The sequence below is a fragment of the Hymenobacter aquaticus genome (assembly GCF_004765605.1).
Classification (GTDB): Bacteria; Bacteroidota; Bacteroidia; order Cytophagales; family Hymenobacteraceae; genus Hymenobacter; species Hymenobacter aquaticus.
On record NZ_SRLC01000003.1, the window covers coordinates 580961 to 598517 of the forward strand.

Here is a 17557-nt window from a genome sequence, read left to right on the forward strand (position 1 = left end):
GCTTCGCCTCTTACACAGGGGCTGAGAAATGCAAGCAAACGCTACTACCCTACTGACAAAAATGTTTCACGTGGAACATTTTTGTCATTTAGGGCCGTACACTTTCATCAGTAGCTCATTGTGGGCTTCAAGCAAGGCTATATACTTAGTTTGTAACGCCATAAGCTGCTTAATTGGATCAGACTCTCCCTGCTGTAACACATTTACACGGGTTGTAACATTGTTAATCGGATTGTTTGTTACAGCGGTAGGTGTAAAGGACAACGCGGTTTGTTGTAACGAAGTAAAATCATTGGAGAAGTCGTGTCCGATTATTTCCCCGATACGCTTTACAAAACCGTAATCAAGCGTCTCCTCTTTAAACTTACGGTAGATAGTAGGACGTGTAATACCCAGCTCCTCCACGATGCGCGTAATAGAAATACCGCTGTTTTTGATGGATTCCTGAAGGATTTCGCCCTGGTGTGGCATAGAAGGTGGGATGTAAGAGGACTAGAGTGTAAAGATGTCAAAAGTGTTGCGGTGAAACAAATGCAGTGTACATAAATGCACAACAACAACGAGTGTAACAGTAACATATTTGTACGATGTAATGTGTTTACAGATACACTTTACAATATTACATCATCATTTATTGTAACAACTGATTTGTAACACCTATCAAACCACGTGTGTATCACCAAGGCTTGTTCAGGCATGTATTCTGCCTCTACGGCCTCTAATGGCCACAAACAGGCGTATTTTACTTTGTAACAAGACCGGGTACATGGCGCGAAAGCCAGTACCAGCTGGATTTTTTACAACCGGTCATTCACTACCGCCAGCATCAGGTCTGGGTAGTCGGTGGTGATGCCTGTAATACCAGCCCCAATCAGCTGGCGCATGAGGTCCGCGTCGTTGACCGTCCAGGGCACTAGCTGCATGCCCAGATCATGCGCCGCCTGGCTCAGCGCCGGCGTGAGCAGATGGTAATCGGGACCCAGCACCTCGGGCACGAATCCGAGTTCAGTGACGTACTCTGCCAGTGGCCGGGCCTCCCCTTCTATCAGTAGGCACAGGGACAGCGCCGGCAGGAGCGGCCGGGCTACCCGCAGCACGCGCAGATCGAAGGAGAGCAAGGTGACCCGCGCAGCCACTCCCTCCTCCTCCGCTACCGCCAGCACCAGCGGCACGAAAGAAGCAGGAGCCGGGTGAAAGACACCGTCGCCGCCAGGCTCGGTTTTCACTTCGATGCTGTAGCACAACGGTGGTCGTCCGAGGCGGGCCGCCTGAGCCTCCACGCTCTGGATTACCTCCCGCAGCAAGGGCTTGCAGGCCGGTACATTCTGCTGCCGCGGGAAGCCCGGATGCCGGGTCAAACCACAATCGAACTGCCGGATCTGGGCGTAGGGCAGCTGGTAAATGTTGTAGTAGTGCTCCTGCTCTGCCGGGATCTTTTCCCCGGTGGGAAGCCGGCAGATGGTAGCGGAAAACCAGGGCTCGTGCGACACGACCACCTGGCCGTCGGCCGAAACGACGACATCCAGTTCCAGCACGTCAATGCCCAGCGCTACGGCATGCTGAAAAGCGGGCAACGTATTCTCGGGAAATAAGCCCCGGCAGCCCCGGTGGCCGTGAATCTGGGGGCGAGGAAAGAAAGGATCAGGCATGCACTACTTACGCAGGACCCGGATAAAAGACACTGCCGTAGCGGGCACTTAATTGGCAGAATACTGCCGGGTGAGCCCGGTAAGCGGAATGGGCAGCAAAACCGATAGTTTTGCGCATCAAACCTACTTCTCGTCTTTGCTTCTATGAAAAAGATTGTTCTCCTACTGCTGTTGGCCGCGTTGGGAATCGGCGGCTACCTGTACTACCGCAGCCTTACCACCGGACCAGAATATTCGCTGATGCAGGCGGCCAAAGCCACCCAGGACCACGACATGACGGCCTTTGAGCGCTACGTGGACGTGAACAGCGTGACGGGCAGCCTCGTCGACCAGGTGACGGCCCAGAGCTCGGTGCTGGGCATGCTCAATCCGGGCTCGTTTGCTTTTAAAGGCGCCCTGCGTCTGCTCAAGCCCCAGCTGGCGAAGGCGGCCCACAAAGAGGTGCAGAACTACGTGGAGACCGGCTCGCTGGAAGCCGCCGCCGCCGCGCAGCCGGAGCGGGTCGTGAAAGTATCGTTGGCCGGGCTGGCCAGCAAAGTGGTGAGCACCGACAGCAAGTTCAAGGACATCAAATACGTGAACGAGCAGAATGGCCAGGCGCTGGTGGGCATCGAAATCACCCAGCCCAAGTACGACACCACGATGGTGATTGAGGTGAAGATGCAGGACAAGGGCGACTACTGGCAGGTAAAGGAAATCACCAATACGGGCGAGCTGCTGAAGCACGTAGCCCGGCTGGAAAAAGACCGGCTGCTGAAGCGCGACTAAGCGCCCGCACGCTGCCGGATGAAAGCCAACAGAAAGCCCCGCCATAATGTATGTGGCGGGGCTTTCTGTTTAGCAGTATCGGGGGAGGCTACTTACGCCCTGAAAACAGGAAGTAGATGATGGAGCCCCCGAACGGGAAAAACCAGATGATAAGGCCCCAGATAATTTTCTTACCGATGGACCAGTCCTGCTTGATCAGGCTGAGCACGGCCAACACGGCAACAATCAGGTAGGCGACGCCGAAGATGGTCAGGGAGCCGTCGGAGCGACGACCCGAGCAGCTGGAAAGGAACGCCAGGAAGGAAAGAAGCAGGGCAGTAACCGGCAGCCGGTTGGCGAGAGCAGCAATCTTGTTCATGAGGGTCAGGTGTAGAGAAGTGTGGAAGGAGAATATGCCGCTCTTTACGCACGACTCCCAGAATGGATATAAGCGCAGCTATATACTGTAATTAACTTGTTGATAATCAATTTATTAAAATACAAACCGCTGAATTTCGCTCCAGAAATGCGGGGCAGCCTCCGGTAAGAACATGAGCGTCAGAATGATACCATAGAGGGCGCCGTAGAAGTGAGCGTCGTGGTTGATATTGTCGCCGCGCCGCCGGCCCATGTAGTAGGAATAGCCCAGGTAGAGGAAGCCGAAGATGAAGGGCTTGATAGGAAACGGAATCGGGAAGATGATAATGCCCTGCCCTTCGCCGCCCACGGGATTGAACAGGATGCTGGCAAACAGCACGGCCGCCACGCCCCCGGAAGCGCCCAGGCTGCGGTAGTCGGGGTCGGAGCGGTGGCGGAAGTAGGTGGGCAGATCCGAAACGATGATGCCACCGAGGTAGATGGCCAGAAACTGCAGCAGGCCGACGGTGGTGCCACTGTTCATCACCAGCGTATCCTGCACGACCTGCCCGAAGGAGTAAAAGGCAATCATGTTGAAGATAAGGTGCATCCAGTCGGCGTGCAGGAAGCCGGAAGTGAGCAGGCGGTACCATTCGCCGTTGCGGCGCATCCGCAGGGGGTTGAGAATCCAGCTTTCCATCAGCTCCTGGTTGGACCAGGCGTAGATGGAGATGCCGGCCGTGAGGATAAGGAGAACAAAGGGGGCATTGAGGTTCAGCATGCGGGGAAGAGTTGAGGCGGAGTTGAGAAATGATGTTTTAATGGCTTCTGACGGCCTAAGTACGCCCGGAACGAACGAAGACTCAGCCTACCGGGCCAAGTCTTCGTGAAGGGCTTAAAAACGCGTGATTTGCCGGGCTTAGTTTTCACGCTCCATTAGCTGCAGCGCCAGGCGGCGGAGCGGCTCTTTGCGCTCGGCGGCTACTGACACCCGCTCGAGGTGCTGCAAGGCATCCTGGAAGTATTGGTTGATGAGGTCTTCGGTCTGGGGCCGGATGCCGAGCTGGTCGTAGATGGCCCGCACGGCCTGCACCTTGGCGTCGGCATCGGGCACGGGCTGGCCGATGTGCCGGGCCAGCGTAGCGCGCTGCTCGGGGCCGGCCTGGGCCTGGGCGGTGAGCAGCAGAAAGGTTTTCTTGTCCGAGACGATGTCGCCGCCGACGCGCTTGCCGAAGGTGGCCGCGTCGCCGTAGACGTCGAGCAGGTCGTCGCGGAGCTGGAAGGCCAGGCCGATGTCGGTGCCGAACTGGCGCAGGTGGTCGGCCGCTTCCGGGGAAGCGCCACCGAGCAGGGCACCCAGCTCCAGGCAGAAGCCCAGCAGCACGGCCGTCTTCAGCCGAATCATATCCAGGTACTGCCCGATGCTGACCTGCCCTTCCGTCTCGAAGTTCATGTCCCACTGCTGGCCCTCGCAGACCTCGGCGGCCGTCTGGCTGAACTTGCGCAGCACGGTGGCCAGCAGTTCGGGGCGCACGTCCAGAAACAGCTCGTAGGCCCGCACCAGCATCACGTCGCCGCTGAGGATGGCCACGTTGGCGTTCCACTTTTCGTGCACCGTGGGCTGGCCGCGGCGCAACGGGGCCTGATCCATGATGTCGTCGTGGAGCAGGGTGAAATTGTGGAAGACCTCGGTGCCCAGGGCCGGCTTGAGGATGGGGTCGAGGTCGTCAGTGAAGAGGTGGGCACCCAGCAGCGTGAGCAGGGGTCGGATGCGCTTACCGCCCAGAGCCATGATGTAGCGGATGGGCTCGTAGAGGGCCTCGGGGGCCTCGCCGTAGCGCTGCTGCGCCAGGGCAGCGGTGATTTTATCGGAGAAGTAAGACAGGTTCACAGAGCATCAAAAAGGTGCGGCGGAAAGGTACGCACGGTGGCGGTGATTTAGTGAAATGGCGAGATGGGGAGTTTTGTTCTGAGGAACCTGACAGCCCAGACCAGCGTGCCGAATCGTTGGCTTGAAAACGCCTTTGCCTAACTTCCCCTATGCTGCTACCCTTACACACCCAGTTGCTCGGCGCGACGCTATTTCTGCTGCCGGTTGCCGCCACGGCCCAGCATTCCTACAATCGCTGGGAAGCCCAGCCGCCGGCCCCGGTAGCCAAGCCCGCCAGGCCCGCTGCTACCCCATCACCCGCCCGCCGCACCGAAGTAGTCACGGTAGTCAGTACTGCTGATTCGGCGGCTATAGCAACCGGCAAAGTGAGCCGAGTAGAACGGGTGGAGATAATGCCGGAATTTCCGGGTGGCAGCTATAACTACCAGCACTACGTTCGCAAAAACCTAAAGCGGCCCAAAGGCCCCCGGCAAACTGGGGTAGTGCAAGTCACGTTTACCGTGCTGAAATCGGGGGCGGTGGCCGATGCCCACGTAAAACCCGGCAACGGAATTGATGCCGCCCACGATGCCGCGGCAGTTGACCTGATGAGCAAAGCACCCCGGTTTACGCCGGGCCGGCGGGAAGGTGGAATTGCTGATATGGAAGTAACCTACCCGGTGGAGTTTCGCTGAGCCACCAGAGTTGCCCACCAAAAAGCCCTTTCCCGTTAGCAACGAGAAAGGGCTTTTCACTTAAGGCAGCTCAGTGCGTTTCAGAGGACGGATTAGCTGCGCTGTCCTGCGGGTGCTGCGCTCTGCTCGCCATGACACGCCCCTACCGTCGGCGCTTATCACCGCCGCCGCTGCGGCCGCCACCTTTGCCGCCCGGGCCGCGGCCACCGCCGGGCTTCTCGCCGCGCGGGCCACGGCTGCGGTCCGAACGGTCGCCGCCGCGGCTGTTGCGGCGCTCGTCTTTCTCCCGGCTTTTCTCATGATCGGGGCGGTTGTCCACTACCTCGAAGTCGATGGTGCGGTCGAGCAGGTTGGCGGCTTTTACGACCACTTGGATTTCGTCGCCGAACTGGATGATCTTCTTGTTGCGCTGCCCGATGAGGCGGTAGTTGTCCTTGTCGAGCTCGTAGAAGTCACCGGGCAAATCACTCAGGCGGATCATACCTTCGCACTTGTTCTCCTCGATTTCGACGTAGAGGCCCCACTCGGTCAGGCCCGAGACGACGCCCTTGAACTGCTCGCCAATCACGTCGGCCATGAACTCGACCTGCTTGTACTTGATGCTGGCGCGCTCGGCATTGGCGGCCAGCTTCTCGCGCTCGGAGGAGTGCTTGCACTCTTCTTCCACGGGCTCCACCTTCACGTTTTTGCCGCCCTGCAGGTAGTGTTCCAGCAGGCGGTGGGCCATCATGTCGGGGTAGCGGCGGATGGGCGAGGTGAAGTGCGAGTAGTGCTCGAAGGCCAGGCCAAAGTGGCCCATCGGCTCGGTGGTGTACTTGGCCTTGGACATGGTACGCACGGCCAGGGTCTGGATGACGTTCTGCTCGGGGCGGCCCACCACTTCCATCGACAAATCGTTGAGCTCGGTGCTGAGCTTTTTCGGGTTCGTCAGGTCCAGGGTGTGGCCAAACTTCTGGGCGAAGAGGGCGAAGTTCTGGAGCCGGTCGGCGTCGGGCGCGTCGTGCACGCGGTACACCATCGTGAAGCGCGGGTTGGTTTTCTTGAGCTTGTACACGAACTCGGCCACCTTGCGGTTGGCCATCAGCATGAACTCCTCAATCATCTTATGGGCGTCCTTGCGCTCCTTCACATACACGCCCAGGGGCTTGCCGTTCTCGTCGAGGCGGAACTTCACTTCCTGGGTTTCGAAGCTGATGGCGCCCTTGCGGAACCGCTCGGCGCAGATCTTCTTGGCCATGTCGTTCATCAGCACGATTTCGGCGGCGTAGTCGCCCTCCCCGCTTTCGATACGCTCCTGGGCCTCCTCGTAGCTGAAGCGGCGGTCGGAGTGAATGATGGTTTTGCCAAACCACGAGTCGTAGAGCTTGCCTTTCTCGTCGAGCTCAAACACGGCCGAAAACGTGAGCTTGTCTTCGTGGGGCCGCAGCGAGCAGACGCCGTTGGAGAGGCGCTCGGGCAGCATCGGAATTACCCGGTCGACGAGGTAGACGGAGGTGGCGCGGTGCTTGGCTTCACGCTCCAGCTCGGTGCCGGGCGTCACGTAGTGGGTCACGTCGGCAATGTGCACGCCGATTTCCCAGTGCCCGTTCTCCAGCTTCTGAATGCTGAGGGCATCGTCGAAGTCCTTGGCGTCGGCCGGGTCGATGGTGAAGGTGGTGATGGGGCGGAAGTCGCGGCGCCTGGCAATTTCCTCCTCGGAAATCCGGTCGGGAATGGCTTCGGACTCTTCCTCCACGTCGGCCGGGAATTCGAAGGGCAGGCCGAACTCGGCCATGATGGCGTTAATCTCGGCCTCGTTCTGACCAGCCGGCCCGAAGCTGCGCACGATTTCGCCCACGGGGTGGCGGGTGCTGTCCTCGGGCCACTCGGTGATGCTGACCAGCACCTTCTCGCCGTCGTTGGCACCGTGCAAGGCCTCGTAGGGCACGAACACGTCGAAGTAAAGCTTGCGGTGGTCGGGCGAGACGAAGCCGAAGCCGCCCTGCAGCTTGAGCTGGCCCACGATTTCGGTTTTGACCCGGTTCACCACTTCCACCACGTCGCCCACGGGGCGGCCGTCGCGCTGCCCGCGCAGGCGGATGCGGACGGTGTCGCCCTGCATGGCAAACTTGAGGCGGTCGGTGAAGACGCGCACGTCGGTTTCACTTTCCTCCGAGATGACGAAGGCGTACTGGCTGGTGGCCAGGGCTACGGTGCCGGTGATGGTATCGGAGCCGGGCTGACCCCGCTCCCGGTAGGGCGTGTGGCCGGGCGCGGGCTGCCCGTCGCCGGGCTCGTCGAAGCCCTGGGTACGGCGGCGGCGCACGATGGGGTCGTTGCCGAACTCGGCTTCCACGGGGCGGCCACCCTTCACGACCTTCTTGCCGTGGTCGGGGCGCTCGGCGGCCAGGGGCTGCACCTTCTGGGCTTCGGGGTCGGAGAGGCGGTAATCGTCGTTCTGGAGGTGGGTCAGCTGGCCGGAGTTGCGCAGGGTTTTGAGGTGAATGAACACGTCTTCGCGCTGCTCCTTGGTGGTCACGCCCAGGCGGCGCGAGAGTTGACGGTAGGAAAATACTTTGCCGGGGTTGTCGGCAAAAATGCGGTACACCAGGCTTTTCGTTACTGGGGCAGGCGCGGCTTTGGGCGCGCGGGAGGCTTTCGCGGAAGCGCGGGGAGCCTCGGATTCGTCTTTTTTCTTCATTAGAAAATAAGGGTGCCGCCAGTTGTTTTCGGTTTCGCAGGCGGCGCAGGTAAATGGAAAGTACGCGTGACGCGGTTGGTCAGGCGCGGGGGGTGAATGGTAAGTTGAACGCGGCCCAGGCGGCCGGGTTTTGGCCGCGGCCAAAAAGCTTCAGCGCGGCAGACTAGGGATAATACGGAATAAATTCGAGAAGAACTATATGCGGGAAGGTTAAGGAATTGGTGCAGGCTGATCTGGTAATGGTTGTGTAGTTGTGCTTATAGATTCAGGATGAAGGATAGTATGGCGAGATAAACAACGATTGACCACCCCGCCCTTCGGGCACCCACGCCGCTTGATGCGCGGAATTTGAAAAAAGGAGGGGAATTATTGTTTAAGCAGCCCTCCTACACCTCCACGGCCCGGCGGGCTACGGCGGCGCGAATGTCGCTGGGCTCGTCTTTGGGAATGGCGGCCAGCAGCTGCTTGGTGTAGTCGTGCCGGGGGTTGGCGTAGACTTCGGCGGCCGGGCCGCTTTCTACTATCTGCCCCTGGCTCATGACCAGGAGCCGGTCGGACATGAAGCGGGCCACCGACAAATCGTGGGTGATGAAGAGGTAGGTGATGCCGAAGTCGCGCTTGAGCTGGTTGAGCAAGTTCAGCACCTGGGCCTGCACCGATACGTCGAGGGCCGACACCGACTCGTCGCAGACGATGCACTTGGGCTGCAACGCCAGGGCGCGGGCAATGCAGATGCGCTGGCGCTGACCGCCCGAGAATTCGTGCGGGTAGCGCAGGTAGTGCTCTTCCTTCAAGCCCACGGTGCGGAGCAGCTCCAGCACCCGCGCCTTCTGCTCCTGCTTGGTGCCGCCCACGTGGTGCACCCGCATCGGCTCCAGAATGGCTTCGCCCACGGTCAGCATCGGGTTCAGGGCCGCGTACGGGTCCTGGAATACCATCTGAAATTCCTTGCGCCGTCTGCGCAGCTCGCCGGCGGGCAGCTTGGCCAGGTCCGTCTCTTCGAACAGAATGCGGCCGGCCGTTGGTTCCACCAGCCGCAAAAGCGCCCGGCCCAGCGTGGTCTTGCCGCAGCCCGACTCGCCCACCAGCCCCACGGTTTCACCCCGGAAGATGTCGAAGCTGACGCCGTCGACGGCCCGCACGAACTCGGGCTTGCGGTTGAAGAAGCCCTTGCGGATGGGAAAGTGGACGTTCAGGTTTTCAACGCGTAAGAGCGGGTCGGGGCTTGTGGCTAAAGCAGCGCTTGAAGCCTGGGCGGCGAGTTCTGCATTCAGCACCTCTCCCCTGGTTTCGCCGGCCAAAATTGCCTCATTTTGTTCCACGGGGAACGTTTTGGTGGTTTCAATAGAAATGTTATCAGAGGCAGCAGTTACGCCAATAGTTGAGCTTTCGGGCGTGGAACGGACGAGTTTTTCCACGAGGTTGCCCGCAGCGTCCTCGGTCATAAAATCGGCCACGACGGGCAGGCGCTCCTTCCCCACCGAGAGCTTGGGGCGGCAGGCCAGCAGGCCCTTGGTGTAGGGGTGCTGGGGGTTGGTGAAGATGTCGAGCACCCGGCCCTGCTCCACCACCCGGCCCCGGTACATGACCAGAATCCGGTCGGCAATTTCGGCCACTACGCCCAGGTCGTGGGTGATGAAGAGCACGGCGGTGTTGTGCTGCCGGCGCAGCTCGTCGATGAGCTGCAGCATGCGGGCCTGCACCGTCACGTCGAGGGCGGTGGTGGGCTCGTCGGCAATGAGGATGGCTGGGTTGCAGGCCATGGCCATGGCAATCATCACGCGCTGCTTCTGGCCCCCGCTGATTTCGTGGGGATACGCCGTCAGGATTTTCTCGGGGCGGGGCAGCTGGGCCATGCGAAACAGCTCCACGGTGCGGACCTCGGCTTCCTTTTGGCTGAGCGAAGTGTGCAGGCGCAACGCTTCCACCACCTGGCTGCCGCAGGTGTAGACCGGGTTCAGGCTCGTCATCGGCTCCTGAAAAATCATGCTGATGTCGTTGCCGCGCACCTTCTGCAGCTGCTGATCCGGGAGCTGGAGCAAATCGACTTCGCCCAGCGCCTCGGAGTGAAACCGGGCCGTGCCGCTGGTAATGCGGCCGGGCGGCATGGGAATCAGGCCCATTAAAGCCAGGGAGGTGACGGACTTGCCCGAGCCCGATTCGCCCACGATGGCCACGGTTTCGCCCCGGTGCAGGTCGAAAGACACGTCCTGCACGGCCCGCACGTCGCCGCGGTGGGAACGGAAGTCGATGGTCAGGTTGCGGACGGACAGGATGGGTTCGGGCACGGGCGACGTTTGGTTAGGCTCTACAGGTAAAAGTAGCGCGAACTTTGTAGTTCGCGTCTCCGCGTCATTGCAACGATTGTCGTTCTGCCACGCGAACTACAAAGTTCGCGCTACCGGGTATACTACAACAATAAAAAAAAGCCCACTGGATTGCTCCAGCGGGCTTTTTTGGCTTTCAAAGCGGCACTTTACGCTACTTCCGACGTTTCCGCGTCGCGGCGGGGCACCTCGGGGGCGGCTTCGACGGCCCGCTCTTCGGCGAAAAACCGGTTCTGGTTGAACAGAATCAGCATTACCCCGATAAAGATGGCCGAATCGGCAATGTTGAAAATGGGCCACAGCGACACGTGCGTACCGCCGACCAGGGGCCAGTTGGCGGGCAAAAAGCCTTCGTAGATGTCGACGTAGAGCATGTCGATTACCTGGCCGTGAAACCAGGGCGTGGGCGCGCCAAACGGGGCATTATCGTAGATTTTACCGTAGAAAATCGAGTCAATCAGGTTGCCCACGGCCCCGCCCAGAATCAGGGCGACGCAGGCAATGAAGCCCGTGGCGGCCCGGCGGGCCCAGAGCTTGTAGATGTAGTAGCTGATGCCCACCATCGCCAGCAAGCGGAAGCTGGTCAGCAGGATTTTGCCGTAGGGCGGCGGCAGCTCCACGCCGAAAGCCATGCCGGGGTTCAGCGTGTAGTGCAGCTTGGCCCAGTCGCCAATCAGCGGGATTTCGCCGGCCATACCGGGCTGCATATAGGTATGCACGGCCCACTTCGAGAGTTGGTCGATGACGATGACCAGCACAGCCAGCAGGTAGTATTTCCAGTACTTCATTAGGTGGGAAATGAGAGGTTAGAAGTGAGAAGTGAGACTGCGCCCTGACGTAGTGTCAGCATCGGAACCTCTCCCCTCTCTTGGCACAAAGTGACGAAGAATTTTAGACTTTCCGGCGGGAGAAGCCCAAGCCTTCCTCAGGCCCTGTGGTATATATTTTTCGGGCGTTTTGTGCCCTTTTGAGCTGATTTGGCGGCCTGCAAAAACGCTTTGTGCGCCGGTGTGCCAACCGGCCTTTTCGCAAAGCCGGTTGGCACCTTACCCTCAGCCGTTTGCGACTTCCAGCTGCACGGGCACCGAATACTCGTCGAATTCGAGCACCGAGCCGCCGCTGATTTCGGGTGCAAAATCCAGGGCCAGAGCCTGAATTTCCTCCCGGATGTAGCTGCCGAACGACTGCACGGCGGCTTCCAGCTCGGGCTGCTGGCCCAAAGTCACCCGGATTTTGTCCTGCACTTCCAGGCCGCTGTCCTTGCGCAGGTTTTGCAGGCGGTTCACCAGCTCGCGGGCCACGCCTTCCTGGCGCAGCTCGTCGGTCAGGGTCACGTCGAGGGCCACGGTGAGCGGGCCGTCGGTGGCCACGAGCCAGCCGGGCAAATCGTCGGTGCGGATTTCCACGTCGTCGGGGGCCAGGGTGTAGGTTTCGCCCTCGATTTCGACGGCCAGCTGCCCGGTTTTCTCCAGCGTGCTGATTTCCTCGGCCGTCATCTGCTGAATCCGGGCGCCGACTACTTTCAGCTTGGGACCGTATTGCTGGCCCAGGCGCTTGAAATTGGGCTTCACCGACTTGACCAACACGCCGGAAGTATCATCCAAAAACTCCACGTGCTTCACGTTCACCTCGGCGCAGATCAAATCCTCGACCTTGCCGACCTGCTCGCGCGTCGTATCATTCAAAACCGGCACCAGGATGCGCTGCAACGGCTGGCGCACCTTCAGCACCGACTTCTTGCGCAGCGAGTGGGTAAGCGAAGAAATGCGCTGGGCCAGCTCCATCCGCTCCTCCAGGGCCTTGTCGATACGGGCCTCATCGGCCTGCACGAGCAGCGTCAGGTGCACCGATTCGGCGCTCCAAACCCCTCCCTCGGTCCCTCCCCCCAGGGGAGGGATGCCAGACGACGTTGTTTTTGCGGCTTCAGCGCGCAGGCCGTCGGTCATGTTCTTGTAGAGCCATTCGGCGAAGAAGGGCGCAATGGGAGCCATGAGCTGCGAAACCACTACCAGACACTCCTGGAGAGTTTCGTAGGCGGCGCGCTTGTCGGTGGTCAGTTCGCCCTTCCAGAAGCGGCGGCGCGAGAGGCGTACGTGCCAGTTGGAAAGCTGGTCGGTGACGAAATCCTGGATGGCGCGGGCCGCTTTGGTGGGGTCGTAGCCGTCGTAGTAGCCCCGCACTTCGAGGATGAGGGACTGGAGCTTGCTCAGAATCCAGCGGTCCAGCTCGCTCAGCTCGGCGTGGGGCACACGGCCGGTTTCGGTGGCCTGGAAGCCGTCGAGGTTGGCGTAGAGCGAGTAGAACGAGTAGGTGTTGAAGAGCGTGCCGAAGAAGCGGCGCTGCACTTCGGTGATGCCCGCCAGGTCGAACTTGAGGTTGTCCCAGGGCTGGGCGTTGGCAATCATGTACCAGCGGGTAGCGTCGGGGCCGTACTGGCTGATGGTAGCAAACGGGTCAACGGCGTTGCCGAGGCGCTTGCTCATCTTGTTGCCGTTCTTGTCCAGCACCAGGCCGTTGGCCATGACGTTCTTGAAGGCCACGGAGTCCTCCAGCATCACGCCCAGGGCGTGCAGGGTGAAAAACCAGCCGCGGGTCTGGTCCACGCCTTCGGCAATGAAGTCGGCGGGGAAGTTGCGCTCAAACACGTCCTTGTTTTCCAGCGGGTAGTGCCACTGGGCGTAGGGCATGGCGCCGCTGTCGAACCACACGTCGATGAGGTCGGTTTCGCGGTACATGGCATGGCCGGTGGGGCTCACCAGGAAAATATCGTCCACGTAGGGGCGGTGCAGGTCGATTTTCTTGGTCGATTCTTCCGCGCTGCCATCGGCCATTACCCACGCGCCATCCACCTTTTTGTAGGGGTTGTGGGTCATGATTTCGGCGGCTACGGCCTTGTCGATTTCGGCGCTGAGCTGCTCGATGCTGCCGATGCAGATTTCCTCGGAGCCGTCCTGGCTGCGCCAGATGGGCAGGGGCGTGCCCCAGTAGCGGGAGCGGCTCAGGTTCCAGTCGACCAGGTTTTCCAGCCAGTTGCCGAAGCGGCCGGTGCCGGTGCTTTCGGGCTTCCAGTTGATAGTCTTGTTGAGCTCGATGAGCCGGTCTTTCACCGCCGTGGTTTTGATAAACCAGGAATCGAGCGGGTAGTAGAGCACGGGCTTGTCGGTGCGCCAGCAGTGGGGGTAGGTGTGCTCGTACTTCTCCACCTTGAAGGCCGTGCCGTCGCCTTTCATGCGGATGGCAATGCTTTCGTCGAGGGTTTTGTAGTCGGCCCCGCTCTGGTCGTGGCCGTCGTAGTTTTTCACCCAGCGGCCGCCGAATTCACCCATTTGGGCCACGTAGCGGCCGGTGCGGTCCACGATGGGGCCCAGCTTGCCTTCATCATCCGCCACCAGCAAGGCGGGCACGTCGGCCAGGGCGGCGGCGCGGAAGTCGTCGGCGCCGAAGGTGGGCGAGATGTGCACGATGCCGGTGCCGTCTTCGGTCGTCACGAAGTCGCCGTTGATAACGCGGAAGGCGCGCTCCTCCCCTTCAAAGGCCGGAAAGCCCTTGTCGTGGCCGAACAGCCGCTCGTAGTTGACGCCGATGAGGTCGGAGCCTTTGAAGGTGCCCTCGATGCGCCAGGGCAGCACTTTGTCGCCGGCTTTGTAGTCTTCCAAGGAAGCGTCTTTGCCCTTCTCGGAGAAATGACGGCCCACCAACGCCTCGGCCACGACCACCCGGATGGGCGCGTAGGTGTAGGGGTTGAAGGTGCGCACCAGCGCGTAGCTGATGTTTTTGCCCACGGCCAGACCGGTATTAGCCGGCAAAGTCCAGGGCGTGGTCGTCCAGGCCAGGATGTAGGTCGGCACGTCCTCAGCGCCGGCAAACAGCGTCTCCGACTTCTCGTCCCGCTTCACCTTGAACTGGGCCACCACGGTTGTGTCCTTCACGTCCCGATACGTGCCGGGCTGGTTCAGCTCGTGCGAAGACAAACCAGTGCCGGCGGCCGGCGAGTAGGGCTGGATGGTGTAGCCTTTGTAGAGCAGACCCTTGTCGTAGAGCTTCTTGAGCAGGGCCCAGCAGCTTTCGATGTACTCGGGCTCGAAGGTGATGTAGGGGTCATCGAGGTCTACCCAATAGCCCATTTTCTCGGTGAGGTCGTCCCACTGGGCCTTAAAGCGCATGACCGTTTCGCGGCAGCGCTGGTTGTAGTCCTCGATGCTGATTTTCTTGCCGATGTCCTCCTTGGTGATGCCCAGCTCCTTTTCCACCTGCAGCTCGATGGGCAGGCCGTGGGTATCCCAGCCGCCTTTCCGGCTCACCTGCTTGCCCAGCAACGTCTGGTAGCGGCAGAAGATGTCCTTCACGGTGCGGGCCATGACGTGGTGAATGCCGGGCGCGCCGTTGGCCGAGGGCGGACCTTCGTAAAACACAAAGGTGGGCTGCCCTTCCCGGGTGCTCACGCTTTTCTCAAAGATGCCGTTCTGCTTCCACCACGCCAGGATATCGGTGCCGACCTGGCCGTAGTTGAGCGGCTGCTTGTATTCGGGGTAGTTCATGTGTATTAGGCTGTGAAACCCCACCCCCTAGCCCCCTCCCCTCCGGGAGAGGGGGAACTAGTTTTTAGAACTAGCAAGCTAGTTGGCGGGTGAGGTAAGAAGTTAGTTTTAGAGTTAGTTCCCCTCTCCCAGCGGGGAGGGGTTAGGGGTGGGGTTACGAGTCCAGCTTTTTCTGCAACGGAATGCGGCGCAGGTTGATTTCCGCGTCGTCGTCTTCCTCGTGGTAGCTGTGGTCGAAGTGCTGAATGAAGGATTCGTTGATGTCTTCGTCCTTGCCGTGCTCGAAGGTGACCAGCAGGCAGGGCAGCAGAATCAGGTTCGAGAAGTTGGTAATCAGCAGCGAGGCCGACATGAGCAAACCCAGGGCCTTGGTGCCGCCAAACTCGGAGAAGGCAAACACCGAAAAGCCCAGAAACAGCACGATGCTGGTGTAAATCATGCTGGTACCGGCCTCCGAGAGCGTAGTGCTGATGGCGGCCCGCACCCGGTGGCCGTTGGCGGCCAGCTCCTGCCGGAACTTGGCCAGCAGGTGGATGCTGTTGTCGCCGTCGATGCCCAGGGCAATGCTGAAAATCAGGGCCGTGCTGGGCTTGAGCGGAATGCCGAAGTAGCCCATAATGCCGCCGGTGAGCAGCAGGGTGAAGAAGTTGGGCAACAGGGTAAAGAACACCGCCCGGATGCTGCGGAACAGGATGAGCACCACCAAACCCACCAGCACGAAGGCAATAACGAGGCTTTCCTTGAGGCTGTTGATGAGGTATTCGTTGCCCTTGGTGAACAGAATCGTGGTGCCGGTGAGCTTCACGTCCATGCCCGTCCCGTTGAAAATCTGCTTGATCTGGGGCTGAATCTGGTTCGAGAGCAGCGTGTCGAGGTTGCGGGAGCCGATGTCGGCAATCTTAAGCGAAATCCGGGCGCTCTGGGCCGTGGAATCGGTGAAGGAGCGGATCAGCTTGCTGTCCATGCCCCCGCCCTTGCCCTGGGAGTGGGCCAGGTAGCTCAGGATAAAGTTCTTCTCGGAGTTGTCGGGCAGGCGGTAGTATTCGGGGTTGTCGTTGTAGAACGCCTGGGTCGAGGCCTTCAGGAAGGTCACGATGCTCACGGGCGTGGTCAGCACCGGCTGGGTGCGCAGAAACTTCTCGAACCGGTCGATTTTCTCCAGGTTCTTGAGCTTCATAATGCCGCGCTTCGAGCCGGTATTCACCACGATTTCCAGGGGCATTACCCCGTTGAAATGCTGCTCGAAGAACTTCAGATCGGCATTCACCGAGCTGTCCTTGGGCAAGTCGTCCACCATGTACGACACCGATTTCACCTTCATAATACCCCCCACGGACAACGCCATGAAGGCGGCGGCAGCCAGGTACACCGTGCCGCGGCGCTCCAGCACCAGGTGCTCGAAAAACTCCAGCAGCTTGGTCAGGGGCGTGGCGTTCAGGTGCTCCAGCTGCTTGGGCGTGGGCGGGGGCAGAATGGTGAAGACAATCGGAATCAGCAGAAACGAGACCAGGAAGGCCACGAAAATGTTGATGGTGGCCACGGCCCCAAACTGGAACAGAATGGCAATGTTGGTGAAGCAGAACACCACGAAGCCGATGGCCGTGGTGGTGTTGTTCATCAGGGTCACCAGCCCGATTTTGCTCACTACGCGGGTCATGGCCAGCACTTGGTTGCCAGATTTGCGGTAGTCGTAGTGGTAGCGGCTGAGCAGGTAGGTGCAGTTCGGGATGCCGATAACGATGATAATGCTCGGTATCAGGCCCGTGAGCAGGTTGATTTTGTAGCCCATCAGCACCATCGAGCCGATGCACCACACCACCACAATAAGCACAATCAGGATGGGGAACACCACGGCGGCCCAGGTCCGGAAAAACAGGAACAGGGTAATGGCCATCATCAGCACGGTCAGGGCCACGAAGAGCTTCATTTCCGAGGCTACCTTGGTGGTCATCGTGGCCCGCACGTAGGGCAGGCCGGCGTAGTGCATCCGGATGCCGGTTTTCTGCTGAAACCGCTCGGCGTGGGCCAGGATTTCCTTCATTACCCCTTCCCGCTTGCTGGAATTGAGGAACTTAGGGTCCATGGTCAGGGCCAGCAGCGTGGCGCCGGTGGTGGGCGAAATCAGCTGGCCCTTGTAGAACTCCTGCCGGTTCACGACCCGCATCAGGGAGTCCAGCTCGGCCTGGGTCTGGGGGAACTGCTTGAAGATGGGGCTGGCCCGGAAGCTTTGGTTGCTGGTGTCTTTTTCCAGCTTGATGAGCTTGGTAACGGACAGCACCCCACTCACGCCCTGCACCTTACCCAGCGTGTCGGTCAGGCTGCGCAGCTCGTTGAAGTTGCCCAGCTTGTACACGCTGCTGTCCTGCAAGCCGAGCACAAACACGTTGCCATCCTCGCCGAAGGTGCGCTTGAACTGCTGGAAATACACCATGTCCGGGTCGTCGGGACTCACCACCTGGGCAAAGTCGTAGGTCATTTCGACTTTGCGGGCGTGCCAGCCCATAAACACGGTAATAGCGGCCAGCAGCAGAATCAGAATCCGCCGGTGCTTGATATTGAATAAGGTGAGTTTACTCCACATAGGCCGCTAAAATTTAGCAAAGGTACGCAATGGGTGGCTGGCAAAAAGAGGCGGAAGGTGCCGGCAAAGCGCCGCACAAAACCCGTCTGTCATCCTTTATCTGGCGTACGCAA

Annotated in this window: 12 protein-coding genes; 2 read left to right on the plus strand and 10 right to left on the minus strand. The window is 60.1% G+C overall.

Going from position 1 to position 17557, the window contains the following annotated elements:
• Positions 1-84: 84 nt before the first annotated feature.
• Positions 85-471 (minus strand): helix-turn-helix domain-containing protein, encoded by a 387-nt coding sequence (locus tag E5K00_RS22285; RefSeq protein WP_135465512.1) that lies wholly within the window; start codon positions 469-471, stop codon positions 85-87.
• Positions 472-797: 326 nt separating this feature from the next.
• The gene (locus tag E5K00_RS22290; protein ID WP_135465513.1) at positions 798-1649 is read right to left on the minus strand and encodes a glycerophosphodiester phosphodiesterase family protein; all 852 of its coding nucleotides are present in this window, start codon (positions 1647-1649) and stop codon (positions 798-800) included.
• A gap of 144 nt (positions 1650-1793) precedes the next feature.
• Between E5K00_RS22290 and E5K00_RS22295 the strand changes: the two genes are divergently transcribed.
• Entirely contained in the window at positions 1794-2417 is a 624-nt protein-coding gene (locus tag E5K00_RS22295; protein ID WP_135465514.1) for a DUF2939 domain-containing protein, read from the plus strand.
• Between the two features lie 88 nt (positions 2418-2505).
• Here E5K00_RS22295 and E5K00_RS22300 read toward each other — a convergent pair whose 3' ends face one another.
• The 3 genes from E5K00_RS22300 to E5K00_RS22310 all read right to left on the minus strand — a co-directional run bounded on the left by E5K00_RS22300 (position 2506) and on the right by E5K00_RS22310 (position 4644).
• Positions 2506-2775 carry a PLD nuclease N-terminal domain-containing protein gene (locus tag E5K00_RS22300; protein ID WP_135465515.1) on the minus strand — a complete coding sequence of 90 codons (270 nt, stop codon included), beginning with the start codon at positions 2773-2775 and terminating at the stop codon, positions 2506-2508.
• 114 nt (positions 2776-2889) lie between these two features.
• The gene (locus E5K00_RS22305) at positions 2890-3534 is read right to left on the minus strand and encodes a rhomboid family intramembrane serine protease (RefSeq protein WP_245328398.1); all 645 of its coding nucleotides are present in this window, start codon (positions 3532-3534) and stop codon (positions 2890-2892) included.
• 138 nt (positions 3535-3672) lie between these two features.
• Complete coding sequence (locus tag E5K00_RS22310; RefSeq protein WP_135465516.1) at positions 3673-4644, minus strand: polyprenyl synthetase family protein; 972 nt, start codon at positions 4642-4644, stop codon at positions 3673-3675.
• A gap of 149 nt (positions 4645-4793) precedes the next feature.
• On the opposite strand from E5K00_RS22310, the gene E5K00_RS22315 reads away from it, so the two are divergent.
• Complete coding sequence (locus E5K00_RS22315) at positions 4794-5318, plus strand: TonB family protein (RefSeq protein ID WP_135465517.1); 525 nt, start codon at positions 4794-4796, stop codon at positions 5316-5318.
• Positions 5319-5460: 142 nt separating this feature from the next.
• Here E5K00_RS22315 and rnr read toward each other — a convergent pair whose 3' ends face one another.
• The 5 genes from rnr to E5K00_RS22340 all read right to left on the minus strand — a co-directional run bounded on the left by rnr (position 5461) and on the right by E5K00_RS22340 (position 17444).
• Positions 5461-7998: a ribonuclease R gene (rnr, locus tag E5K00_RS22320; RefSeq protein ID WP_135465518.1), complete on the minus strand. Its 2538-nt coding sequence runs from the start codon at positions 7996-7998 to the stop codon at positions 5461-5463.
• Positions 7999-8384: 386 nt separating this feature from the next.
• The gene (locus E5K00_RS22325; protein WP_135465519.1) at positions 8385-10286 is read right to left on the minus strand and encodes an ABC transporter ATP-binding protein; all 1902 of its coding nucleotides are present in this window, start codon (positions 10284-10286) and stop codon (positions 8385-8387) included.
• Positions 10287-10474: 188 nt separating this feature from the next.
• Complete coding sequence (locus tag E5K00_RS22330; RefSeq protein WP_135465520.1) at positions 10475-11113, minus strand: lipoprotein signal peptidase; 639 nt, start codon at positions 11111-11113, stop codon at positions 10475-10477.
• A gap of 264 nt (positions 11114-11377) precedes the next feature.
• Positions 11378-14863 carry an isoleucine--tRNA ligase gene (gene ileS, locus E5K00_RS22335; RefSeq protein ID WP_135465521.1) on the minus strand — a complete coding sequence of 1162 codons (3486 nt, stop codon included), beginning with the start codon at positions 14861-14863 and terminating at the stop codon, positions 11378-11380.
• 154 nt (positions 14864-15017) lie between these two features.
• Positions 15018-17444 carry an efflux RND transporter permease subunit gene (locus tag E5K00_RS22340; protein ID WP_135465522.1) on the minus strand — a complete coding sequence of 809 codons (2427 nt, stop codon included), beginning with the start codon at positions 17442-17444 and terminating at the stop codon, positions 15018-15020.
• Positions 17445-17557 lie beyond the last annotated feature (113 nt).